At 51.5% G+C, this 24,962-nt stretch carries 20 protein-coding genes and 1 riboswitch; of the genes, 5 read left to right on the top strand and 15 right to left on the bottom strand.

Features of this window, described 5'->3' with window-relative positions; genetic code table 11:
- Positions 1–6: 6 nt before the first annotated feature.
- The 3 genes from O4H49_RS12105 to O4H49_RS12095 all read right to left on the bottom strand — a co-directional run bounded on the left by O4H49_RS12105 (position 7) and on the right by O4H49_RS12095 (position 2,241).
- The gene (locus O4H49_RS12105) at positions 7–1,239 is read right to left on the bottom strand and encodes a sensor histidine kinase (RefSeq protein WP_269423679.1); all 1,233 of its coding nucleotides are present in this window, start codon (positions 1,237–1,239) and stop codon (positions 7–9) included.
- A gap of 145 nt (positions 1,240–1,384) precedes the next feature.
- The gene (locus tag O4H49_RS12100) at positions 1,385–1,918 is read right to left on the bottom strand and encodes a rhodanese-like domain-containing protein (RefSeq protein ID WP_269423678.1); all 534 of its coding nucleotides are present in this window, start codon (positions 1,916–1,918) and stop codon (positions 1,385–1,387) included.
- 41 nt (positions 1,919–1,959) lie between these two features.
- Positions 1,960–2,241, bottom strand: a complete 282-nt coding sequence (locus O4H49_RS12095) for an ArsR/SmtB family transcription factor (RefSeq protein ID WP_269423677.1) — start codon at positions 2,239–2,241, stop codon at positions 1,960–1,962.
- Between the two features lie 84 nt (positions 2,242–2,325).
- On the opposite strand from O4H49_RS12095, the gene O4H49_RS12090 reads away from it, so the two are divergent.
- Positions 2,326–3,186: an MBL fold metallo-hydrolase gene (locus tag O4H49_RS12090; RefSeq protein WP_269423676.1), complete on the top strand. Its 861-nt coding sequence runs from the start codon at positions 2,326–2,328 to the stop codon at positions 3,184–3,186.
- A gap of 65 nt (positions 3,187–3,251) precedes the next feature.
- On the opposite strand, the gene pyk is transcribed toward O4H49_RS12090, so the two are convergent.
- The 4 genes from pyk to O4H49_RS12070 all read right to left on the bottom strand — a co-directional run bounded on the left by pyk (position 3,252) and on the right by O4H49_RS12070 (position 8,758).
- Positions 3,252–4,697, bottom strand: coding sequence for a pyruvate kinase (pyk, locus tag O4H49_RS12085; protein WP_269423675.1), 1,446 nt, complete (start codon positions 4,695–4,697; stop codon positions 3,252–3,254).
- 144 nt (positions 4,698–4,841) lie between these two features.
- On the bottom strand, positions 4,842–6,386 hold the full coding sequence (gene glpD / locus O4H49_RS12080; protein ID WP_269423674.1) for a glycerol-3-phosphate dehydrogenase: 1,545 nt from the start codon (positions 6,384–6,386) through the stop codon (positions 4,842–4,844).
- A 172-nt stretch (positions 6,387–6,558) separates the two neighbouring features.
- Entirely contained in the window at positions 6,559–7,566 is a 1,008-nt protein-coding gene (gap, locus tag O4H49_RS12075) for a type I glyceraldehyde-3-phosphate dehydrogenase (RefSeq protein WP_269423673.1), read from the bottom strand.
- A 400-nt stretch (positions 7,567–7,966) separates the two neighbouring features.
- On the bottom strand, positions 7,967–8,758 hold the full coding sequence (locus O4H49_RS12070) for a DeoR/GlpR family DNA-binding transcription regulator (protein ID WP_269423672.1): 792 nt from the start codon (positions 8,756–8,758) through the stop codon (positions 7,967–7,969).
- 189 nt (positions 8,759–8,947) lie between these two features.
- Between O4H49_RS12070 and glpK the strand changes: the two genes are divergently transcribed.
- Positions 8,948–10,435 (top strand): glycerol kinase GlpK, encoded by a 1,488-nt coding sequence (gene glpK / locus O4H49_RS12065; RefSeq protein ID WP_269423671.1) that lies wholly within the window; start codon positions 8,948–8,950, stop codon positions 10,433–10,435.
- 58 nt (positions 10,436–10,493) lie between these two features.
- Here the strand turns inward: glpK and O4H49_RS12060 are convergent, their stop codons facing one another.
- The 7 genes from O4H49_RS12060 to O4H49_RS12030 all read right to left on the bottom strand — a co-directional run bounded on the left by O4H49_RS12060 (position 10,494) and on the right by O4H49_RS12030 (position 21,131).
- The gene (locus O4H49_RS12060) at positions 10,494–12,695 is read right to left on the bottom strand and encodes an RNA degradosome polyphosphate kinase (protein ID WP_269423670.1); all 2,202 of its coding nucleotides are present in this window, start codon (positions 12,693–12,695) and stop codon (positions 10,494–10,496) included.
- A 209-nt stretch (positions 12,696–12,904) separates the two neighbouring features.
- Positions 12,905–14,500 carry a CYTH and CHAD domain-containing protein gene (locus O4H49_RS12055; RefSeq protein WP_269423669.1) on the bottom strand — a complete coding sequence of 532 codons (1,596 nt, stop codon included), beginning with the start codon at positions 14,498–14,500 and terminating at the stop codon, positions 12,905–12,907.
- Between the two features lie 253 nt (positions 14,501–14,753).
- Positions 14,754–15,650, bottom strand: a complete 897-nt coding sequence (gene sucD, locus O4H49_RS12050; RefSeq protein ID WP_269423668.1) for a succinate--CoA ligase subunit alpha — start codon at positions 15,648–15,650, stop codon at positions 14,754–14,756.
- A 4-nt stretch (positions 15,651–15,654) separates the two neighbouring features.
- Positions 15,655–16,839, bottom strand: coding sequence for a malate--CoA ligase subunit beta (locus tag O4H49_RS12045; protein ID WP_269423739.1), 1,185 nt, complete (start codon positions 16,837–16,839; stop codon positions 15,655–15,657).
- Between the two features lie 546 nt (positions 16,840–17,385).
- A complete protein-coding gene (locus O4H49_RS12040; RefSeq protein ID WP_269423667.1) occupies positions 17,386–17,721 on the bottom strand; it encodes a YdbL family protein in 336 nt (111 codons plus the stop codon).
- 23 nt (positions 17,722–17,744) lie between these two features.
- A complete protein-coding gene (locus O4H49_RS12035; protein ID WP_269423666.1) occupies positions 17,745–17,903 on the bottom strand; it encodes a YnbE family lipoprotein in 159 nt (52 codons plus the stop codon).
- A gap of 168 nt (positions 17,904–18,071) precedes the next feature.
- Positions 18,072–21,131 (bottom strand): intermembrane phospholipid transport protein YdbH family protein, encoded by a 3,060-nt coding sequence (locus O4H49_RS12030; protein ID WP_269423665.1) that lies wholly within the window; start codon positions 21,129–21,131, stop codon positions 18,072–18,074.
- Between the two features lie 183 nt (positions 21,132–21,314).
- Here O4H49_RS12030 and O4H49_RS12025 point away from each other — a divergent pair, with 183 nt between their 5' ends.
- Together O4H49_RS12025 and O4H49_RS12020 are read left to right on the top strand one after the other, a co-directional pair.
- Positions 21,315–21,479, top strand: a complete 165-nt coding sequence (locus O4H49_RS12025; protein ID WP_269423664.1) for a DUF3012 domain-containing protein — start codon at positions 21,315–21,317, stop codon at positions 21,477–21,479.
- A 19-nt stretch (positions 21,480–21,498) separates the two neighbouring features.
- Positions 21,499–22,467, top strand: a complete 969-nt coding sequence (locus O4H49_RS12020) for an alpha/beta hydrolase (RefSeq protein WP_269423663.1) — start codon at positions 21,499–21,501, stop codon at positions 22,465–22,467.
- A gap of 27 nt (positions 22,468–22,494) precedes the next feature.
- On the opposite strand, the gene O4H49_RS12015 is transcribed toward O4H49_RS12020, so the two are convergent.
- Entirely contained in the window at positions 22,495–23,151 is a 657-nt protein-coding gene (locus O4H49_RS12015) for an O-methyltransferase (RefSeq protein WP_269423662.1), read from the bottom strand.
- A gap of 156 nt (positions 23,152–23,307) precedes the next feature.
- A riboswitch (cobalamin riboswitch) is annotated at positions 23,308–23,540 on the top strand.
- Positions 23,541–23,648: 108 nt separating this feature from the next.
- Between O4H49_RS12015 and O4H49_RS12010 the strand changes: the two genes are divergently transcribed.
- Positions 23,649–24,908, top strand: a complete 1,260-nt coding sequence (locus tag O4H49_RS12010; RefSeq protein ID WP_269423661.1) for an aromatic ring-hydroxylating oxygenase subunit alpha — start codon at positions 23,649–23,651, stop codon at positions 24,906–24,908.
- Positions 24,909–24,962 lie beyond the last annotated feature (54 nt).

Genomic DNA, 24,962 nt, shown 5'->3' with positions numbered 1-24,962 from the left:
GAAACCTCAACCTACCACGAGGTAAGAAGGAAATCTCAGGGTAACCGCCGTTCCCAATCCCGGTTCACTGGTAATGTGAAAATCTCCGCCCAGGGCTTCTACCGCTTTTTTGGATACGGGCAGCCCAAGCCCGGTTCCTCTGACGTGGGTATTGGATTGTGCTTTTTCTATTTGCCCATAGGGAGTGAGAGCAATGGCGAGTTCCGCTGGCGACATTCCAATACCATTATCCCGTATAATCATCAAAATGGCCCCGTCTTCATCGCTGTACATGCCCTCAACCGATACCCGCCCTCCTGGACGTGTAAATTTTACGGCATTAGAAACAAGATTCGTAAGAACCTGCCTGAAGCGACGTTCGTCAGTCTTCAAGTCCGGGAAATCAGCCGGTATGTTTAGTGAAAGTTCCACTCCAGCCTCTTCGGCCAGAACAGCCATCATCCGAAAGGTATCAGAAACCGCATCCTTCACAGACACGTCAGAAAGTTCGAGGACGGGGGCTTCGGAATCAGCCTTGGCGATATCGAGTACATCATTAACAATACCCAGCAAATGCTGGCTGGCTTTATGGATATCACCGGCATAACCAAGATATTTTTCATGCCCGAGAGCCCCAAAGGCCTGCTCTTTCATAATCTCCGAGAAACCCAGGATGGCGTTGAGCGGCGTTCGCAGCTCATGGCTCATATCTGCAACAATATTGTTCCTCTCCTGGTTCTGGCTCGTCAGACCGGGATTTTGTTGTAGCAAACGCTTTTCTGCCTGCTGCAGCAAAATCAAAGCCTGATCAGCTTTTTCAGATTTTTTCTCCAGTTCGGATTCAAGCTGCCGCTTTTTCTCATCCCACTTTTGACGCTCGCGTGCCATCCGCAAAAGAGTCTGACAGCAGGTTTCAAGTCGATATAAAGACTGGGGATAATGAAGGACGTCATCACAGCCCGGATTAAATCCGTCAACGTTTGTCTGCTGAAAATCCCGATCCAGATAGATTACCGGACAACGATGCGCAGATGACAAGGCCAAAATCTGTTTGAGCAGTTCACGTGCCGGACCAGGCTTGGTTCGGGAGTCAAAAAACAGCAGGCCGGGAGCAGCCTTCTCATCAGCGTGAGATCCCGTGCAGCTGGAAACATTCTGAAAGCCCGTATCCCGTAGCACTCCAAGAAAATCAGAGGAGAAATTCTCATCATCACTCAAAAGGACAACAGGCGTCAGCCTATATTCTTGATCATTCTTCAAGCTTCATCTTAAGCATGATGCCCGAATCTCCCGAAGCAAGGCACCATGCACCTTCCTGTCTACAGGCGCTTTAATCAACGAACCACTTTATCTCTCAGTAGGTTATGAAAAGATTAAAAATTACACTTTACAGGAAGGGCTTTCTTTAACCTGATGTGACCCTGTTCCAGGGCATCACTGCCAGAATTCGCGCCATTCCGCAAAAACCGGTCAAACCTGCCAACGCAAGGCCAGCCCCCACAAAGGCGGCAATGAATAAAAACCCGGAATGGACAGTAAGCCCCAACAATACCCCCAGCAAAACAAGACTGCCAGCAATAACCTGCACCTGCCGCATGATATCAATCGGGGCTTTTGTTAATTTTCTTGTCGGCAGACCTGCCGAGATCCACGCCATCAGACCGCCTTCGAGAAGCATAATTTCTTTAAAAGGCGTCAGGCTCAATAGCTCGGAGGCCATCGAGGTTCGCTGTCCGCTTCGGCAGAGGAAGACAACCGCTTTGTCCGAAATTTCGGAAAAATCATAAGAGGCCACTTTATCAAGCGGGACCAGCCTGGCTCCCTTGATATGTTCTTGCGCAAATTCTAGCTCGCCACGAACATCAATCAGCTCCACCCCTTCAGCCTGCAGCCGTTTCTTCAGATCCTGTGGCGAGATAGATACAATCTTCTTTTCCATAGTTCCGCTCCTGATAAAAATGTGTCTCACAGGCCTGACAGTTATTTCGGGCAGTAGCTATCATAAAGGACCTGTAATATCCCTGCTGCTGCCGGGTGGTCGAGCCTGTAATAAATGCACTGCCCTTCACGTCGGAAACAAACCAGTTCTTCCCTCCTCAAGATGGAGAGTTGCTGTGAAATCATTGCCTGGGCGATATCAAGACTTTCAGCCAACGCACCTACGGATTTTTCGCCTTCAACCAGCTGGCACAGGATCATCAGTCGTCGCTCATTGGCCAAAGCCCGCAGCAATGCACTGGCTTTTCCTACAGATTTTTGCATATCTGATAAATTCATAAATCAATACATATCAAATTTGCTATATTTTTGTCAATTGATATAATGCCGGGAAAGACGGAGGCAGGAATGACACCCCAGATTGAAGCTTTTTTTCACGAAGCCAGTAACACCCTTTCCTATCTGGTCTGGGATCCAACAAGCTTGAAATGCGCCATTATTGACTCCGCGCTTGATTACGCCCCCAGTGCAGGCAGAACCTCGACAGAAAGTGCCGAGGCGATCGTTCAGAAAATCCGGCAGAAAAAACTGTCTTGCCAATGGATTCTCGAAACCCATGTCCATGCCGATCACATCTCTGCTGCACCCTTTTTAAAAAAGACGATTGGCGGAACGACGGCTGTCGGCAACCAGATTTCTGCTGTTCAACGAACCTTCAAAACTATCTACAACACAGAACCGGCCTTTCAGACCAACGGTGAGCAGTTTGATCATCTCTTCGCGGATCACGAAAATTTTGAACTGGGGTCCATTCCCTGCCAGGTCTTGCACACCCCCGGACACACACCAGCTTGCATAACCTATATAATCGGCGACTGTGCTTTTGTCGGGGATACCCTTTTTATGCCAGACTTTGGAACCGCCAGGGCAGATTTTCCGGGGGGAGATGCCGGTGCCCTGTACGATTCAATTCATAAAATTTTTAAACTGCCTGACAACACCCGGCTTTTCACCTGTCATGACTATGCTCCCAATGGTCGCAAGATTGCCTGGGAGACAACAGTCTCTGAACAAAAACAGCACAACCTCCATATTCGCAGCGGCATCACCCGCGATGACTTCATCAAGATGCGCACGGAAAGGGATAAACAGCTCGCCATGCCAGCTCTCCTGATCCCCTCTATTCAGGTAAACATGCGCGCCGGAGATCTCCCCCCCGCCGAAGCCGACGGCAATCATTACCTCAAGGTTCCTCTCAATCGCCTGTAACAAAAAAACGGCCTCAAAAAGAAGCCGTTTTTTTTCATCTTGTTGCACCTAATCGACCAAATATATCAGGCCTCATTACGATCAGTCTTTTCATGTTGACCGACTGTGGCGATGCGAAGGTTGTTGGTCGATCCCGGCGTGCCAAAAGGAATGCCTGCCGTTACAACGACCTTGTCGCCATTTTCACAAAAGCCTTCTCGACGTGCAATCCTGGTAGATTTCCCAACCATTTCTGCAAAGCTGCTGACATCCCGCGTATTGACGGAATGCACGCCCCAAATCAGGGACATCCGCCGTGCAACCCGCAGGTCAGGCGTCAGGCCAAGCAACGGCGTCTTGGGCCGACAACGCGCGGCCCGGAAGGCCGTGCTACCCGTTGTGGTGAAGGTTACGATTGCCTTGGCGCCCAGCAGATCCGCAACCTGGCTGGCTGCATCACTGATTGCATCCGCTTCGGTCGGGTTTGGCTCCAGCTCATCGGCATGAATAAGCTTCAGATACAGAGGGTCCTGTTCAATTGTCTCAATAATCCGGTTCATCATGCTAACCGCTTCAAGCGGATAGGCACCACTGGCCGATTCAGCAGACAACATCACGGCATCTGCACCATCATAAACCGCCGTTGCCACGTCAGAAGCTTCCGCCCTCGTCGGGGTTGGTGATGTCACCATGGTTTCCAGCATCTGGGTTGCAACAATCACGGGCTTGCCGTGTTCACGGCACATCCGGATAATCCGTTTTTGCAAAACCGGGACGTTTTCAGGAGGCAACTCGACCCCGAGGTCGCCACGGGCCACCATAACCGCATCGGTCAGGGCCACAATGGCCTCAAGCTGTTCAATCGCCGACGGTTTTTCCAGCTTGGCCATGACACCCGCCCGGCCATTCACCAGCTTGCGCGCTTCCATCACATCCTCAGGGCGTTGCACGAAAGAAAGCGCACACCAGTCACAACCAAGCTCAAGACCGAATTCCATGTCCTTGAGGTCTTTTTCCGTCAGCGCGGACAGCGGCAACACAACGCCAGGTACGTTGACGCCTTTGTTGTTTGACAGAACCCCACCAACAACAACCTCGGTTTCTGCTTCCGTGCCCTTGACTGAACGCACCCGCAACCGAATGCGACCATCATCAAGCAGAAGATCGGTTCCGGCTTCGATAGCGTCAAAAATTTCCTTGTGCGGCAAGGTCGCTCGCGTGGCATCACCAAGTTCGTCCTTCATATCCAGACGGAAAGTTGCCCCGGTTTTCAGCTCGGCCGAACCTTCAGCAAAACGTCCAACACGCAGCTTCGGTCCCTGCAAATCCATCAAGACAGCAATTGGTCGCCCGGTTTCCTGCTCCACTTCACGGATCAGGTCATAGCGCTTTTTGTGATCTTCGTGTGTCCCGTGACTAAAGTTCAGACGGAAAGTATCCACGCCCGATTTAAAGAGCGCAGCAATCGTCTCTTTATCTGAACTTGCCGGGCCGAGTGTGGCAACAATCTTACAGAGGTGCTTGCGCTTCATCCCGAACAACCTTTTCTATTATTATTTCTAGGCAGGAGTATATCCTGCAATCTGTTCAATATCAGCTTTCGATTACAAAAACTTGATCTTTCGCGAAGTCTTTTTATGAAAACAGCCAACTTCAAAGCAGACTCCGTAACGCATTCATGAGGCAAGTGAAAATCCCGCAACTGGCTGCAACTTCTTTTTGGTGTAGCCCACCAGAAAATCATCCAGACGAGCCGCACCCCCCCCTGAAAGATGCAAACCCAGCTTGGTTCGCCGCCAGAGAATATCCTCACCCGTCAATGCCCACTCCTCATCAACGAGGTACCGGACTTCGGCCGTGTAGAGATCTCCCTCAAGACAAGCCCCCAGGTCTTCAAGGCATGTTGCCCCATCAAGGATCTGTTCAACTCTGGTGCCATAGGTTTTCACGTACCGTTCAAGCTGCTTAACCGGCAACCAAGGGAACCTGGTCATCAACTGCCCGATATAGAGGTTCACATCCTCGTCCGGGATATCCCCACCAGGCAAGACCGAACCTGCCGTCCAGCTTTTATCCGCGATGCCCAAAGCCCCGCAAATCAAGCTGAGCGATGCTTGAGCCAGTTTACGATATGTCGTCAGCTTGCCTCCAAGCACATTAAGCGCCGGAGCACTCCCCGGCTCGGCGACCAGTTCAACCGCATAATCCCGTGTCGTCTGGGAAGCATTGGATTCCCCGTTGTCGAACAGAGGCCGAACTCCGGCGTAGCTCCAGACAACATCTTTGGTCTTTACCGGGCGCTTGAAGTAGCTGCTTACAGACTGGCAAAGATAGGAAATCTCTTCTTGCGATATCTGAACATCGGCGGGATCACCTTCGTGATCCACATCTGTCGTTCCGATCAGTGTGAAGTCATTTTCATACGGAATAGCAAAGACAATACGTTTATCGTGGTTCTGGAAAATATAGGCATGATCATGATCAAACAGGCGTGGCACAACAATATGACTACCCTTGACCAGCCGAAGCCTTTTGTCGCTCTTCAGACCCATTTCGCCAGTCAGCAGCGCTTGCATCCAAGGCCCGGCCGCATTGACCAACAGCTTTGCCCTAACCACCGAGGTCTCGCCTGTCAAACCATCAACCAGCCTGACGTCCCAATGATCTTTTAGGCGTGTTGCACCGATACAGCGCGTGCGTGTCCGGATTTCCGCCCCACGGTTACGAGCATCCATGGCATTCAATACCACCATGCGCGCATCCTGTACCCAGGCATCCGAATAGATAAACCCCTTGGTAAAGCTGTCGACCAGGGGTGTTCCAACACAATGTCTGGTCAGATCAACCGCGCAGGAGCCGGGCAACCGCTCCCTCTTGCCAAGATGATCATAAAGAAACAGCCCCAGACGAATGAGCCAGGCCGGACGGAGATCTTTATTATGCGGAAGAACAAAACGAAGGGGCCAAGAGATATGGGGCGCAGAAGCCAGGAGGACCTCACGCTCTTTCAGAGCTTCTCGAACCAGACGAAATTCATAATGTTCGAGATACCGTAACCCGCCGTGAATAAGTTTGGTACTGGCAGAAGAAGTCCAGCTTGCCAGATCATCTTTCTCGCAAAGCAGGGTCTTTAAACCTCGCCCGGCTGCATCCCGCGCAATACCGACACCATTGATGCCGCCGCCAATAACCAAGATGTCGAACAGGTCTTCAGTCCTCATTGTCTCTCGCTTGCATACAGCATTGCCAGCCGCCTAAGCCATCCTGACATACGCAGACTGGCACGCGCTTGCGGCGTGCCAGTTGATAAAATTCTTTTCGTGGTTTCCCCGTATACTGCTGTAAAAAAAATGATCAGGAGGAGGCCCTCTACCTCCTCCTGATCAAGTAGACCTAGAGGCTAAGCCCCAGGGCGACAGCAGTGTCAACCATACGGTTGGAGAACCCCCACTCGTTGTCGTACCAGCTCAAGACCCTTACTGTCCGCTTGCCCACAAGCTGGGTTTGGGTCAGATCAAAGGTCGAACTCGCAGGCGAGTGGTTAAAATCACAGGAAACCAGTGGCTCGTCATTAACGTCCAGCACCCCTTTCAAGGGCCCTTCAGCAGCAACGCGCATTGCCTGGTTAATTTCTTCAGCAGTTGTTTCGCGGCCAGCCGTAAAAACCAGATCGATCAGGGATACGTTTGCCGCTGGCACCCGTACCGACGTACCATCCAGTTTGCCGGAAAGCTCTGGCAGCACCAGACCAACAGCTTTGGCTGCACCGGTAGATGTCGGGATCATTGAAAGGGCCGCAGCACGGGCACGACGCAGATCGCTATGCATTGTATCGACGGTGTTCTGGTCACCGGTATAGGCATGAACAGTGGTTACAAAACCTTCTTCCAGCCCGACAAGCTGGTTGAGCACGTGCGCAACAGGCACAAGACAGTTGGTGGTGCAGGACGCATTTGAAACGATTGTGTGTTCAGGTTTGATCTTGTCGTGGTTCACACCATAAACCACCGTCAGGTCAGCATCCTTGCCAGGGGCAGAGATCAGCACTTTCTTGGCACCGGCCTCAAGATGGGCGGCAGCCTTGGCCCGATCGGTAAACAATCCGGTACATTCCAGGGCGACATCAACACCCAGCTTGCCCCAGGGCAGATCAGCCGGATTGCGTTCGGAGAGAACAGCAATGCGCTTGCCTTCAATAATCAGCGCGCCATCTTCGGCTTTGATATCTTTGCGCAGGGTTCCATGGACCGAGTCATATTTCAGCAGATGGGCATTTGCCTGTGCCGAAGCCAGATCGTTGATTGCAACGACTTCAATATCATCACGTCCGGATTCAATTACGGCCCGAAGCACCAGGCGACCAATCCGGCCAAAACCATTAATAGCGACGCGAACTGCCATTTTCTGTTCCTTACGTGTTTGATAAGACAACTTCTTGCCCTCATAAATGTTCACTTTTGAACTTAAACGCAAGTATATTTTTTAATAAATGAAAATTTAATGAAAAACACAGAAATTTTTCACCCCCACAGGCAAGGTCCTTGCCGGGAAACTCCAGCACTCAGCAAGAGGGAAAACAACAATAAATCCCTAGATATAAACAAATTATGCCATGCCACCGGACAAAAAATCGATTTTTGCATTACGAATCAGGAACTGCGTTCAGTTTTTTCGAAACTGAATTTCAACAGATAGCAAAACAGGAAGGATCAAACAGAATCCAAAATCGTAACCAGAAATCACTCTGGCAGAAGCCCCGACAAAAAATGGCTGTCAGTTTATCTCTACGCTGGAAACTCGATCAGTCTTTTGGCTGAACCAGTTTTGGCTTGGTCAGAACCTCGATCTCCAGCGACTTCACAACAGCCGCAAGGGGCCCTTTAGGCAGGCAATCCGTAACCAGTGTATCGATTTGTGACAGATGCCCAAGTCGAACCAGAGCATTACGGCCGAATTTGCTGCTATCGGCAACCAACAGGGTATGGCGGGCATTTTCGATAATCGCCTGGGAAACCCGAACTCCACCATAGTTGTAATCGAGCAGGCTTCCGTCTTCGTCAATTCCCCCGACGGCAATCACACCGTAATCAGCACGGAACTGGCGGAAAAAATCAATTGTAGCTTCACCAATAATGCTGCGGTCAAGACTGCGGACCACACCGCCAGCAACAATGACTTCAAAACTCGGATTCGAACTCATGATATGAGCAACGCTGAGACTGTTGGTAATCACACGCAGCCCCGAATGACGCATCAAGGCCTGGGCAACCGACTCATTAGTTGTTCCCATGTTGATGAAGAGCGAGGCATTATCAGGAATTTCCTGTGCCACAAGCTGGGCTATACCCTCTTTCTCTTCCGCATTGATGGTTTTGCGCTGATTGTAATCAAGATTGAGGACAGATGAACTGAAGCTTGCGCCACCATGGAAACGGTTGAGAAATTTCGCTTCGCAAAGCTCGTTGATATCACGGCGAATGGTCTGGGTGGTGACAGCAAAATCCTGAGCCATGGCGTCGATCGACACAAACCCCTGATCCTTTGCCAGCTTCAGGATCTGGCGCTGCCGCCGACTGAGACTATTGAGATTCATCTGCCATCCTCTTCAGATTGATCCTGATCTCCCCCTGCCTGATTGTGCTTGATTGCATCTGTTCATGACAACAGTGGAGCTTCATGATTTCTCTTTTTACCAATTTCTCATCAAAAAGAAACCGATGTTCACTTTACTTTCGTAAACGAACATACGAAAGTAAAGCTGAAAATCCAAGGGGTAGAGTTAATGAGTGACAAAAAATACATCCTTTCCATCGACCAAGGCACGACCAGTAGCCGCGCGATCGTCTTTGACACAAACGGTATAAGCCTGACCAAGGCCCAACAGGAATTCCCCCAGATTTATCCGAATGATGGTTGGGTTGAGCATGATCCGGAAACCATCTGGTCATCGACGCTGGCCGTCAGCCGCGAAGCTCTCAGGGAAGCCAACGCAAAAGGCGCCGAGGTTGTCACCATCGGCATCACCAACCAGCGCGAGACCACCATTGTCTGGGATCGCGTCACCGGGAAACCCGTTTATAACGCTATTGTCTGGCAAGATCGCAGAACGGCTGACTTTTGCTCGGAGCTGAAAGCTGCCGGGCACGAAGAGCTGGTCACGGCCCGCACCGGCCTGTTGCTCGATCCTTATTTTTCCGCGACCAAGGTCGCCTGGATCCTCGACAATGTCGAAGGAGCCCGGACCCGGGCCGAAAAGGGAGAACTGGCTTTTGGCACGGTTGATTCCTTTCTCTTGTGGCACCTGACCGGAGGGAAAGTTCATGCAACGGATGTGACCAACGCCTCGCGCACCATGATTTTTGATATCCACAAATTGACCTGGGACAAGGAACTTCTGGCCCTTTTTAATATTCCTGCTTCAGTTTTACCGGAAGTCAAAGACTCTGCCGCAAGCTTTGGCCAAACCGCCCCGGAAGTTTTTGGCTATCCGATCCCTGTTGAAGGGATCGCAGGAGATCAGCAGGCTGCCAGCTTTGGACAAACCTGTTTTGAGCCAGGCGCGATCAAAAGTACCTATGGAACCGGCTGCTTTGTCCTGCTCAATACAGGCGACAAACCCCTTGCCTCAAAAAACCGTTTGCTCACAACAATCGGCTATCGGGTAAAAGGACAGACCTCCTATGCCCTCGAAGGCGCCATCTTTGTTTCGGGAGCCGCGGTACAGTGGCTCCGGGATGGCCTGAAAATCATCCAGTCAGCCTCGGAAACCGAAGCCCTTGCCAGCTCATTAAGCGACAACAAAGGCGTATACCTCGTGCCTGCCTTTACCGGACTTGGCGCGCCGTACTGGGATCCCCATGCCCGCGGTGCAATTTTTGGCCTGACGCGGGACAGCGGCCCTGCCGAGATCGTCAGAGCAACACTTGAAGCTGTCTGTTACCAGACCCGGGACCTGTTCCAGGCAATGGCAGATGATGGCCTGACGCCAAAAGAGCTTCGCGTCGATGGCGGCATGGTTACCAATGACTGGCTGCTGCAATTCCTCGCTGATACGCTGGATCTGTCCGTCGACCGCCCGGAAGTCAGCGAAACAACAGCGCTCGGTGCCGCATATCTCGCCGGGTTACAACACGGAATTTACAAATCCCTGGAAGACATCAGGCAGAACTGGCATCTGCAAAAACGCTTCACCCCCGACATGCCTGCTGCCGTGCGAGACCACAATCTGGCGGGGTGGGATCTGGCCATTCAACGTACCCGCCAGAAATAATCACCAAAGAGAACTACCGGTAATATTTTTTGAACTGGGCTAAAAGCCTGAGAACAGTTTATGACTTTTTGCAGTGGCGCTTGGTCATGGCTTTTCTCAGGGCTTTCCCGCGACCAGACAAACTGGGGTTTGTCATGAAAAAACGATGGGCACTAAACCCCTGTCCAACCGGTTCAACACGGTTGAAAGAGCCATCCGGCTGCATGATCCAGCTTTGCGCTTCGTCATGCAGGTTGGCATACATAACCTGATCCAGAATCTGGCGCTTTACGGTTTCATTTTCAATCGGAACCATAGCTTCAACACGTCGATCCAGGTTACGCGGCATCAAATCAGCCGAAGAGATGTAAACCTTCGCCTTGGCCGATGGCAAATCATCTCCATTACCAAAACAGAAGATCCGACTGTGTTCAAGAAACCGCCCGACTACGCTGCGAACATGAATGTTTTCAGAAAGCCCGGGCACTCCCGCTCTCAGGCAACAGATCCCCCGCGCCACAATCTGGACTTCAACCCCGGCATTTCCCGCCTCATACAGACCATCGATAATGGCCGGATCAACCAGACTGTTCACCTTGATCCAGATAGCTGCAGGTTTTCCGGCTTTGGCATTCGCAATTTCTGCCGCAATTTCCGTCATAATCCTCGGGCGCAAGGTATCAGGTGCGAACTCCAGCTTTTCCATTCCCACGGGTGCGGCATAACCGGTCGTATAGTTAAAGAGGCAACTCGCATCTCTGGCCAGCGCAGGATCGCAGGTAAAGAAACTCAAATCCGTATAAATCTTTGCCGTAATCGGGTGATAGTTGCCTGTTCCAAAATGAACATAGGTACTCAAACCTTCTTCTTCATCACGAACAACCATCGATATTTTTGAATGCGTCTTCAGGTCAACAAATCCATAAACCACCTGTACGCCAGCGCGCTCCAGATCACGGGCCCAGCGTATATTCGCCGCCTCATCAAAACGCGCCTTCAGCTCGACCAGCGCCGTAACAGATTTCCCTGCCTCAGCGGCATCAATCAGGGCACGGACAATCGGAGACTGGCTTGATGTGCGATAGAGTGTCTGCTTGATCGCAATCACAGCCGGATCATGTGCTGCCTGTTTGAGAAACTGGACAACAACGTCAAAACTTTCATAGGGATGGTGAACAATGAAATCCTTGGCCCGGATTGCAGCAAAACAATCACCACCAAAATCCTTGATCCGCTCGGGAAACCGCGGAGTATAGCTTTCAAACAACAGATCGTGCCGTGTCGAAACGATCATCTGTGAAACATCCGAAAGCCCCAGCATACCATCCAGAACAAAAACGTCGCTTTCCTCTACATGCAGCTGTTTTGTGACAAAACTCCGCAGGCCTTCCGACATTCGTGAATGTAGCTGAAGGCGGATAACCGAACCACGGCGGCGGCGGCGTAACATTGTTTCAAAGGTACGAACAAGATCTTCCGCTTCTTCATCCACCTCTACATCCGAATCCCGGATAATCCGGAAGAGACCATCCCCCAACAGCTCAAAGCCGGGAAAAATCTTGTCAAGAAACAGCCTGATCACTGTTTCAAGCGCAATAAAGCGGGTGTCATCCCCCGGTAGTCTTACAAAGCGCTTGATGTTGTGGGGGATCGGAATCAGGCCATTATGAATATGACTGTCCTTGGTGCGCAAAAGCTCCAGCGCCAGCACAAGCCCCTTGTTCGGGATGAAGGGAAACGGATGCGCCGGATCAACAGCCAGCGGCGTCAATGCCGGATAAACCTGGGTTTTGAACCATTCTCTGAGCCAGATAATCTCCTGATCGGTCAATTCGTCCTGATCAAGTAGAAAAACCTGTTCTTCCCGCAGGTTCGCCAAAATTTCCAGCAGAGTCCTTTGCTGCTGCTCCATCAAAGAACGTGCACCCCTTGAAATCGCCGTCAGCTGCTCTTCTGGCGTCAGGCCGTCAAGACTAAGCTTGGTCACACCAGCAGCCACCTGCCCCTTCAGACCAGCAGCCCGAACCATGTAAAACTCGTCAAGATTATTGGCCGAGATCGAAACAAAACGTAACCGCTCCAGCAAGGGATGCTGCCGATTACTGGCCTCTTCCAGAACACGTGAATTAAAGGCAAGCCATGACAGTTCCCGGTTAACAAAACGCCTGGGGTCCTTGTTTTCCAACCACTGGGCTGCATTGGAATGCTCTGGCGTCGGCTCACAGCGGGCCAGTCCTTCAGTCTGGGGGAGTACAGGAACTTCAAGGAGGTTTACTGTCATTTGATCAGTCATTTTCAGCCAGGCACTTTATTAATTGATTAGGGCCATGGTTTCTCTCTTACCTCATCGAAATGGAGCAAACAGAGAAACCCTGGCCCTAAAAGCCTTAACAGCATGACGTTGCGGTTTTATGTAACTCTCAAGTCACAAAAACTGACCCAGGCATTGCGACGAAACGCACAGCATCAACTCTGGACATTAAACAGCCCTTACTCTTTCCAGAATGGCTCACAGGTAGAAAATTTCCTCCATGCCTTATCCAGAGCCGCCATATCTTTTTTTCTCGTCTCTTTATAGCTTTTTTCGACAAGCGAAACAGCCTCAGACAAAGCAGCATCACCTCTGTTCAGAGTCTCTGTCTCCATAATATCTGATTGCCCGACTTCGGGCTCAGTGCCCTCGACCAAGCTTTTCAGGCTTCCCTTCAACTGAGTCAGAGTTTCACGGGAATGGAATAGATCGAGGTTTTTTTCCAGCTTGAGGCACCGATGCCGGAAGTCATTCTTGTCTTTCTTCTGCCACAGGCTCTGGAAGAATTCTGTACTGTATCGCAGGTACTGAACATCCCGCCTCATCGCATCCAGCATATCACTGGAGAGCAAAGCAACATCACCAGGAACGGCATAGAGAATTTCAGCGCGACGATCGGCCAGAATCCCGCCATAGCTTTTGCTGATTTTCTGCTCCCCTTCTCTGGACCCTTCGCTAATGCCGATCAGTCTTTCAAGTGAGACTACCATTTCGATGAAACGGCTGGAGGTCACGGCAACACAGAGTTCACGCAAAGCCTGATCCCGGCGTTCCTGGGTCTGGGAGATCAACTGAGAAAGCCCCAGGCACTCTGCATTCTCCTCGACCAGAGGCAGTACGCGTTTATTGATCAGATAATCCAGGTCCCCTACCGAGCAAGACAGCTGGTGCAGCCAAAGCAAGTCGCGCTTCAATGCCTTTTTCTTGATTTGCTTCGGGAACATTTCCTTTAGAACTATGACACTGACCAACAGCCGGGATAAAGCATCTGAAACACCGTTCATCGCCTGTTGGCTCTCTGCCCCCTGAAGTCTCGACACGCTTTCCAGCAGCTGTTTGATCCCGACCAGAATCCCTTGCTGTACTACTACCCAGCCAGAAGTGCTCTTTTTAAAGCTGACATCACGCAACAAATCCGCTGTGCTTTCCTCAAGACCATATCCGTGACACGCCAAATGGAATCCACGACTGGCCTTTGAGCTGGTGCCAATGGCAAAGGTACAATGCTCCTGAAGCAGAGAAACAAAATCAAGCATGTCTTCCGAGCACCCTTCCAGAAGTTCCAGTTCTATTTCAGAAATCTGTTCGCTCTGATCTTTTGCCCGGATACTCCCCGTATCTATCGCCATTTCTATTTTGCTGTCCCGGTATTGAATCAGTCGAATTACCCGGTGGACATCAGAAAGACAGATTTCTTCCAATGGCTGCTCCTGAAGCAGGCCTTCCAGCTTGGCTCGCAGTTTTCTATCCTCGATCAATTCCAGATCCGGCTCGCCGGTAACAGAGGGGGCGGTAAACTCGGCACGCTGTTTTACGATCCCGGCATCGGCCTCCTTGCTCTTGACAGTCTGCACCCATTGGCCACTTTCACGACGCAATCTGAAGGTCATTTTCTTGTCTTTAAGTGCATGATCCGCTGTATCGAAATACCGGGTTAACAGACGGTGTAACGTTGCTTTTCCAAGCGTCAGATCTTTCAGGAAAGGTGAACGTCGGAAGACAGCCAGCTCCTCTGGCTGAAGTAATAACTTGATCTCTACCTCTATTGCCTTCATCACGGCACCCCTTTTGGATTTTTAAATAATAACTACCCAGACAAAGAGCACAAAAGCATTACACGTTTATTTCAACGGCGGCGTTGGGCAGAACATGTGGACAGATTTTCAGAAAATCGCCCCATCTGTTTCGCGCCTATCTCTTTGAGGTCGATCTATTTCTGGAAACCAGAGCCGGAACAGAAAAAAGGGCGTGTGAACCAGTCACACGCCCTCAAGTTATTTCCCCAGACTAAAAGAACATCAATTAAAGCTAGAATGCTCCGACTGATGTCAGGAGCTCGGCAACTGTCGAGCCCATTTCGGATGGGTTGGGTGCAACCAGAACACCAGCCTGACGCAGGATCTCTACTTTTTCACCCGCGCTTTCGCCAAATGCCGTAACAATCGCACCCGCATGCCCCATCTGACGCCCCTTGGGCGCCGTCAAACCGGCGATATAGGCTGCAACAGGCTTACGCATGTTCTCTTTCGCAAACTGCGCCGCCTCTGCCTCCTGTGGTCCGCCGATCTCACCGATCATGAGGACGGCGACGGTCTCGTCGTCTTCCTCGAATTTTTCCAGAATATCTTTAAAGGAACTGCCGTTAATCGGGTCTCCTCCAATTCCAACAGACGTTGAAATACCGATACCCAAGGCTTTCATCTGTGATGCAGCCTCATACCCAAGGGTACCTGAGCGCCCGATGATCCCGACCTTGCCTGGCTTGTAAATGTGACCGGGCATAATGCCCAGCATGGCCTTGCCCGGGCTGATCGTGCCCGCACAGTTCGGCCCTGTCAGACACATCCGGTTCTCGCGCTTGTAGCGCATCATATAGCGTTTGACCGTAATCATGTCCTGGACCGGAATACCATCGGTAATGGAAACACAGGTCCGGATCCCGGCATCTGCTGCTTCCATTATTGAATCCGCGGCAAAGGGCGGCGGAACAAATACGATACTGGCTTCAGCCCCGGTTTCGCGCACCGCCTCGCGGACCGAGTTAAATACCGGCACACCAAGATGCATCTGGCCACCCTTGCCAGGCGTTACCCCGCCGACAACGTTCGTGCCGTATTCAATCATTTCCTTTGCATGAAAGGAGCCGATATTTCCTGTCAGCCCCTGCACGATCACAGGGGTTTTTTCGTTGATCAGAATAGCCATTGTTCTATCCCCTCTGCCCTGCTTGTGCTTTTTTCCAGGCCCCGACCACAGCTTCCGCTGCTTCTGCCAGAGTGTCAGCCGTAATCACCTTCTGACGACACTGCTCCAGAATACGTCGACCTTCCTCGACATTGGTGCCGGAAAGACGCACAACGAGGGGGATCTTCAGATCAATCTTCTCGATCGCCTGAACCACCCCTTGAGCGACCCAGTCACACCGGTTGATCCCGGCAAAGATGTTCACAAGGATTGCCTGGACGTTTTCATCCGCCAGAACAAGATTGAATGCCTTGGCCACCCGTTCCGGGGAAGCACCACCGCCAATATCCAGGAAGTTGGCCGGCTCACCACCAGCATGGCTGATCATGTCCATGGTTGCCATCGCCAGCCCCGCGCCGTTGATCATGCAGCCGATATTGCCCTCAAGGCCAACGTAGCTAAGCCCCCGGTCAGCCGCCCGGGTCTCCCGCGGGTCTTCTTGGGACTTGTCCCGCAGTTCTGAAATATTCGGGCGACGGAACAAAGCGTTGTCGTCAAAAGTCATCTTCGCATCAAGCGCGATGATATCGTCGCTCTCGGTCACCACCAGCGGGTTGATCTCGACCATCGTGGCATCCAGTTCACGGAACGCGCGATAGCAGCCCATAATGGTTTTGACCATCTGGTTGATCAGATTTCCCGGCAGGCCAAGAGAGAAAGCGATCTCCCGGGCCTGGAATGCCTGCATACCAACCGCAGGCTCAACCGACATCCGGACAATCGAGCCCGGTCTGTTCGCCGAGATTTCCTCGATCTCCATCCCGCCTTCTGCCGAGGCAACCACCAGGATCCTGTCGCTGCTGCGATCAAGGACAAAACCCAGATAGATTTCGTTGCGGATGTGGGTCGCCTCTTCGACATAGAGCCGATAGACACCCTTGCCTTTCGGCCCTGTTTGATGGGTTACCAGACGCTTGCCTAACAGCTCGTCTGCCGCATCCCAGACCGCTTGTTCCTTGTCACAGAAAACCACACCCCCGGCTTTACCGCGTGCGCCGGAATGAATTTGTGCCTTGACCACCCACTTGTCACCACCGATTTCGCGGGCACGATAGGCGGCCTGTTCCGGGCTATACGCCAATCCACCCTGGGGAATATTTACCCCAAAGTCGGAAAGCAGAGCCTTTGCCTGATACTCATGAATATCCACTGCGTTAATCCTCACTGCCGTTATCACACCCAGACAGAGAGTGCAGTTGGACATGTCCGTCGTCTGCGCTTAACTCTTCTGTTCTCCCGAACTTTCCTGCAAAAGCAGGAGGGACAAATAAAACCCGGGAAGGTGTATTTATTTCTATTAAAGAGGCTACTTATACTTAACCTTAGAATTAATGATGGTAAATACAGGCATTTTACCAATTACCTGTTCCATTATGTCTTCAAAGTTCAGTTAAAATGACCTCTTCTAATTCATTTAGGCCGAAAAAAATGGAAAGCTATGCGCCATGAACGACAGGTTTTTTTAAATATTAGACAGAATCAAAATACTGGCTGACAGCAATAAAGTATAAGTTCCACCAGTTCTTTAATGTAGAAATATATATGAAAAAACGGCACAAATTAATACTGCACCGCAGCATTACACAGTCGGATCTGCAAATCATAAAAAAGGCCCCGTCAATCAACGGGGCCTTTTGAATTTATTCACAGCGGACAGTTCCGGGCATATGGTTATGCCAGCAACCTCTTGGCCTGACTATTTTTGAGCCCAGGAACCATCCTGCAACAGGAACCAGGTTCCAGCAGGGGCTTTACCTCTGATCTCCTTGCCATAAACCATCCCGACCTGCTCGGCAGGGACACCTTCTTTCGCAGCCCGTTCCTGATAGATCTTGGACCGCTGGGCATTTACCGAAGCGACAAAGCTTGCCGCTGAAGCATCCCGGGCAACAGCCAGACCATCATAGCGTTCGCCCACCGCGCCGCTGCTGCGCAAGGCATCAAGATCCTGTGCCCAGGAAGCTGCGCTGATTGATGTGAAGGCCAAAGCAACGAGTAAAACTCTCAACATTTTCATGCCGTGTAGAACCATATCTATATCTCCTGCGCCACAACCTAGAACAGATTCGGATTGTTGTTGATATCTTCTTTCGCCTTTTCTTCCAGACGAACCCTGACATCTGCATCAAGCTTGATGTTGAGGTTTATGGTGATCGGCTCTTTTGGTGCCGCCACCTGAACCGTCGGGGTACAGGCCTGTATGGCTACTACCATCGCGCACAAAAGCAGATAACGCTTGTGAAAAATATCTCTCTGAAGGCAGACCAAGGCTGTATCCTCTGTTCAGACTAAAACGTTCTGACAGAAGAATAGGCGTTCAAATATGGCAAGGGAAAGGCATTTGTATGTTTGCGCAAATCTTCTGGCAAAACATCAACTAGATCAGGGACGTTTGAAAAAGCCGGAAACCAGTCCCTGGGAAATTTTCTGCCCTTGTAACAGCGCCGCAAGCAAAGGCTCGATCCTGGTTTCCAGATTAACATTTATCCGGAAGGGATGGCCATCAAGCACGTTCTCATTGGCCCCACTGATCCCAAGTCTTACCTCACTGGCCCCATTGAAAGGTTTCTCGATATCAAGAGTGAGTTCGCTATAGTGGAAATCTTTCAGGGCTTCGACCAGCAGTTCAACCTGCTCCCCCCCAGAAGACAGGGCATCGGCAATTATCTCTGATCTGATATTCAGGACACCGGGACCATCTGTTGCAAGATGCCCCGGGCCGACAGCGATATCTTCACCCTCAATGATCATTGGAATACTTCCTGACAAGCGTCCAGTCCCCCCAAGGTTGTCCTGACCGATCAGTTCAAACAGCTCCTTCACATCAAGAGATTCAATCAGTAACTCAAGGTTCTGGCGTTCTCCTGTTACAGGAATTTTTCCAGGAGACAGGGCCAGTACTCCCCCCGAAATCTCAAGTCCGGTTTTTCTCAACTCAACAATCGGCTCCCCTTCCTCGAGAAAGGCCCCCCACAACATCTCAACGTTGGTCACAGGCACCCCGGCATCGATTTCGGCAACCCGGATGCTCTGACCGGGCGGCAAACTCGGCGTATAAATTCCATGAAAGAAAAACCGCCCTTCAAAACCTTTCATGGGAAACCCGTTCACCAGGCTATCTGCCAGATCGAGGTTCAGATAGCCCTCACCGTCGGGGACACCCCCGGAAATCCGGATATTGGCCTGCCCGTTAACACTGCCATCATTAACGCGGATACCCGAGAGCAAGGGAGAAAAGGTTTCAGGCTGCAGACCTCCTTCAAGCAGAAGTAATTTGGGCACTGTCAGGTCGAATTCTCCGTCTCCGGTATCTGGCGAGAACGCGCCGGTAGCATTTAACAGTGTCGCCCCTTCGTTCAACGCCACGGAGCCCGAAATGTTCAGATTTTTCAGATTGCCTCTGCTTCCGCCCCTGAATACCAGGGATGGGAAATATCTATCCGGGTCCAGACTCTCAAGCCCCCCGGACACCTCTGCCGAAAATGGCAATTCCTCAAGATTCTGCGATCCAGTCTCTCGGCTGGGATCACCAGAGGACAGATCTGTCGACATCTGCCCCTGCAGATTTCTGATCTGCGCCTGCAGTACAGGCGCAGTGACTTCTTTACTGGAAAACATTGCGACCCACTGTCCAGTTACATCCCCCTGAAGCTTCAGTCCAATTCCTGACAGTACGACTTCCTGCGGATCGGCAAGTACCTTCAAGCCAAGATCCTTTATCGCAGCAGATACCAAGACACTGGGGAACCGCAAGGAGGCATCTGGCCTCGCCTGAAGATCGAGAGAAAGCGAAAGGTCCTGCAGATCCACACGCGCAGGCTTTTGTAACTCGACCAGATCAGACAGAACGAAAGTATCAAACAGCAAACTCCCGCGGGTTTCTGAAAAGGACAGTTCAGGTCCAAAAACATAATCGCCCTCAAGCGCCAGTCTGGACAGGCTGGCTCGCGCCTTTGGCTCCCGGAATTCGCCTCCCGCAAGCGCTATCTGCCATTTTCCCTGCCATTCATTATTGCTATCCCCTTCGATTGCATCTGTCGGGGCAGCAGAAAGCTTCACCTTTAACCCTCGCCCGTTTATCTTTCCACCACCAGCTCTTGCTATTGAAAACGCATCCCCCGTAATCTCGATTTCAGCGGAGGGGTCAACCAGCTCACGTTCTGCAAGGCTATATCTCCCGGCCCCGTCCGCCTGAAAACCGAGAGAAAAACCATCCCGCCCGATAAATCTTCCGGAAAAATGCCCTATACTTTGCCCCTCACCCCGAAGCGGCACCAGCAAGAGCGTATCTTCTTTTCTGATTTCCACTCTGGCCTTGGCGCCTAAAATATCCCTGACCTCAGGAGATAAAGGCATCTTTGCAAAATCAGAAAAATCAAACGAGGCCCTTTGCGACAGCCCGATCTGGAAGTGCTTCCGGTCAGCTGTAAACACAAGCGGCATATCCCCGAGCAAAAGCCCGCCTTCTTTCAACTGAACCCTGGTTTGAACCCGTGCAGCCAAAGAAGCACGCGCCCGCTCTATTCCCTCCAGAAGCGGGACTATCGCTTCCTGCCACTGTTGCGGCTGCTCACCGCTGATCGGAATAACGCCCTCACCATCCATTTCAACCGTTGCAGATGCAGAGCGGATCTTGCCACTTTCCGGAATTGCCTCTGCGAACAGAGCAAGCGGTATTTCCCCCATCAGATTTCCACTGATATTCCAGCTGGCACCCGCTGTATTATGCCCGGGCACATCAAGAAAGAGAGCAGCAGCTCCCTCGCCCTGAAGCCCCAGTTCTCGCCAGGAAACATCCCAATCCACCTGAAGATCCGAGGAAGAAAAGATCATACCCAGATCCAACCGTTCCGGTTGATGTCCGGCAAAATCCCCCCCCAGAAAATTCAGCCAGCCCTGAAGGTCTTGTGCCGTGGTTCCAACAAACTCTGCGGCAAAAGGCATGGTTACCAGACCCTGCTGTGAAAGGATTTGCAGTGCTCCGTCACTCAGGTGCACTTCTGGCTGAAAGGGCAGAGAAATACGCGTTGCAGCTTCCGGATTTTCCGCTGTCACAAACAAGGAGGCCAGCGACCCCAAAAGAGGCTGTTTTCCCGTCAGGTCAAGGTTAAGGCGTAACCCCTCCGTCACCAGCCGCAGAGTTCCTCCGCGCCACAAGTCCAGCAGATCAAACTCCATCACAAGGCTTTTGAGCGAAAACTCTTCCGCCTTCCCCACAGAGATATTTTCCACTGCCACACGATCAAAATCTATATCTGTAACACGAACTGAAAAAGCGGGAACTTTCGCCTGCAGAGCCACCTGCTCCAGCCCCCATTGCACCAGAGGCACACGAAAGACAACCAGCGCTCCCCCACAGAGAATCACCCCCAAAACGCCCCAGATAAAGGCGCGTTTACAGAAGAGTACCGCTTTATGTGTCCGTGCTTTTGCTGTTCCCATCCGGTCAGATTATCACAAGCCCCGACTGAGAAAAGATTCCTTTACAGCCAAGAGCAAAACAACCTGAAGCAGTCGCATCAAATAGGTATTACCCCGAAGTGGTATTGAGCCCCCCGGCGGACTATCGTAGTATTCTCACCACCACCCTCCTTAATCAGAAATCATTTCTTCGGGGAAAATTCCATGACCTATCTTAAGCTTGCTCTCGCAGCTCTTTTTATCACTGCCCTTTCTGCCTGCTCTCCCGAGGTTGGCAGCCAGGAATGGTGCGATGCCCTGAAAGAAAAGCCCAAAGGCGACTGGTCAGCCAATGAAGCTGCTGACTTCACCAAACATTGCCTTCTCTAATCGGGTGATCTGAATATAAATGGCAACTATTCTGGATCCTGAACTGGAAACTTTTGTTTCAGAGTCTGAAAGCTTTTCCGGGCCGGAGACGAATGACTTCTCTGTCATCCGGGAAGGATATAACCGGATGACACGTTATTTTCAGGCTCCGCACCCTGAAGGACTGCAGATCGAAAATGGTGCCATTGAAGGCCTGGAGGGCGATATTCCTGTCCGGGTGTATCGTCCTGCTGCTCTGGCATCTCCCTGTCCGACCCTCCTCTATTTCCACGGAGGCGGCTGGGTTGTCGGCAATCTGGACAGCCACGATTCCATCACGGCAGAACTTGCCAAGGAAGCAAATATTCAGGTCATTGCTGTCGATTATCGACTGGCCCCCGAACACCTTTTTCCCGCAGCCTGTGACGACAGCTGGACTGTTTTACAAAGCCTGCTTCACGCGCCCGAGTTATTCTCTATTGATGCCAAGCGGCTTTTGGTTGGCGGAGATTCCGCCGGGGCCAACCTCGCTGCGGCGATCACATTGTTGTTGCGCACACAAAACGCAGCAAACAAATCATCCGATTCAACAGCTTACCTGAAAGGTCAGCTGTTGATCTATCCAGCGTTATCTAGTGAAAACCTGGAATCACGAAAGACACAGGCAAAAGCCCCTCTTTTTACAACAGAAGAGATGGATATCTATCTTCAGTATTATCTGGGTCGGGCTGTGACGGAAGAGGACAAGAAGGACCTTCGCCTTTTCCCGGCACAGGCTCAGGATTTTTCAAACCTGCCTCCAGCGTTTTTGACTGCTGCCGAGCTGGATCCTCTCGCAGATGATGTACCTGACTATGCCAACAAGCTGGTCTCTGCAGGTACAAAAGCCGATTACCTGGTCGAACCGGGGTTAATGCATGGCTGGCTCCGGGCAAGACACAGCAGCCCAAGAGCGGCGGCTGCCTTTGCCCGGATTGTCGAAGCTTTGAAGAAACTTGCCGAGACCTAGAACAGTTCAGTAATACAGCTGCAGATTTCAGGGCTTGCGCACCAGTGTCATACCATCGGCAAAGGGTAACATCACCATTTCAACACGGCTGTCTGACACAATTGTCTGATTAAGTTGCTGGATGGCACAGGTGATCGGTTCTGTCGTTGTTGCATTGGCAACATGCCCATACCAGAGCACATTATCAATGACCAACAATCCCCCCGGATTGAGAACTTCCAGACAGGCATCGTAATAGGATGGATACCTTTCCTTGTCCGCATCCAGAAAAATCATGTCGAATGTCGCGCCTTTTTTCTGTAATCGGTCCAACTCGGCAAGGGCGTCGCAAAGCCTGAGTTCAATTTTCTCCTCCTGCCCGGCTTCTGCCCAGTATTGCTGGGCGATGTCGGTAAAGCGCTTCTGGTTATCCAGACCAAGTAACGACCCGTCATCATCCAGAGCCCGAGCCATGCAAAGGCTGCTGTAGCCGGTAAAAACGCCGATTTCCAGGACAGTCCTGACTCTCAGAATCTTGATCAGAAAAGCAAGAAACTGTCCCTGTTCCGGGCTGACCTGCATATGGCCGAATCTCATTGCCAGTGTTTCCGCCCGCAAGCGCCGCAAGAGATCATCTTCACGGACACCCTGCTCAATCAGATAATCCTGCAGCTGTGCCGAGATCGGCAGGTGTCGAGATTTCATAAAAAAATTCCTGAACAATGGATAACCGCGACCTGTTTTACCACGCTTACGACCTTTGAAGACAGCAATAACAGACCTTGTCGCAAACGCTGGGCAGCCCGTCGTTTTTCAAGATGAACCCTCAAGGGAATCTCATAAATTCTAGCAGGTAACAACAAAACGATAACTCCTTCAGGTGCCAGATCATTTCAAGCGGTTGAGATCATCTGGATAATTGGGAAGTCGGTGTGCAACGTTCCCCGCACGATGCCGACACTGCCCCCGCAACGGTAGGAGAGGACAAGATCCGCAAGAGCCACTGGAGATGAATCATCTCTGGGAAGGAAGCGGATCAGGGCGCAAGACCCTCCTCTCGAGTCCGGAAACCAGCCTGAAGAAAAGTCGGTAATCGCGGTGGGCGATTGGAACGATTTGACACTGGTCTGCGCCAAAGCATTCTGCTGTCAACGTGTCCCGTCTCCTGCTGCAAGTCCCAACCGCACCATCAAGGTGCACGAATGAGAGATGTGCGCATGTCCGCCCACGATACGATGTTTGATCTGCTTCGCAGCAAAAAACAAAATTACAGCCTGCCCCGTGAATTTTACAATGACCCGGAATTCTTCCAGCTCGATATGACTCACGTGTTTGGAAAATCCTGGATCTTTGCTGGCCTGGTCTGTGACATCCCCAAGCCGGGCAACTTCTTCACACTCTCTATTGGGGACGACCCGCTGGTTATCGTCCGTGATGACAATCACGAGATCCATGCCATTTACAACACCTGCCGCCATCGTGGTTCAAAAATCTGCCTGACGGAAAAAGGCAGCACAGCCAAACTGGTTTGTCCCTATCATCAGTGGACCTATAACCTTGATGGCAATCTGTTATTTGCCGGCAATATGGGGGAAGGCTTCAAGCCTGCCGACTACCCGCTGAAAAAAGCTAATATCGGCATTGCCGGTGGCATGATATTCGTCTGCCTTGCAGAAAACCCGCCTGCTTTTGACAGCTTCAAGCTGGCCGTTGAACCTTTCCTGCGGCCCCACGCTCTGGATCGCGCCAAGATCGCTCATGAAATCACCATTCGTGAAAAAGCCAACTGGAAGCTGGTGATCGAAAACAACCGGGAATGTTACCACTGCAACGGGTCTCATCCGGAACTCCTGAACAGCCTGCTGGAGTTCGACAACACAGATGACCCCAGAGCCACCCCGGAATTCAAACAGCTGGTGGACCGCAAGGCCCGGGAATGGGATCAGCTCGGCATTGCCCATGAGTCGACCCCGCATAACCTCCAGTACCGCGCTGTACGCATGCCGCTGGCAAACGGTACCACCTCCATGACCATGGACGGCACACCTGCCTGTCAGAAGCTGATGGGGGATCTGAAAGATCCGGATATGGGTTCCATGCGCCTTTTGCATCTGCCCAATACCTGGAACCACTTCATGGGTGACCATTCTATTGTCTTCCGCGTCATGCCGGTCGGGCCACAGGAAACTCTGGTCACAACCAAGTGGATCGTTCACGAAGATGCGGTTGAAGGCAAAGACTACGACATCGAGAAGATGGTCGCCGTCTGGAATGCCACAAACCATCAGGACCGGGAACTGGCAGAAAACAACCAGCTTGGTATCAACTCCCGTGCTTACCAGCCCGGCCCCTATGCCCAGGAAGCCGAGTTTGGCGTGATCAACTTCATCAACTGGTACAGCTCGGAAATGCTGAAACAGCTTTTTGATCCTGCAAGGTTTCAGCTAGCCGCCAGCCAATAACCGCTAACAACACAAAAGAGCGCAACACGAGTTGCGCTCTTTCAACTGACAATA

This window comes from Kiloniella laminariae, assembly GCF_027214005.1.
In the GTDB taxonomy this organism is placed as follows: Bacteria; Pseudomonadota; Alphaproteobacteria; order Kiloniellales; family Kiloniellaceae; genus Kiloniella; species Kiloniella laminariae_A.
The sequence above is the reverse complement of the archived record's forward strand: the minus strand, read 5'-3'. Positions and strand labels throughout refer to the sequence as shown.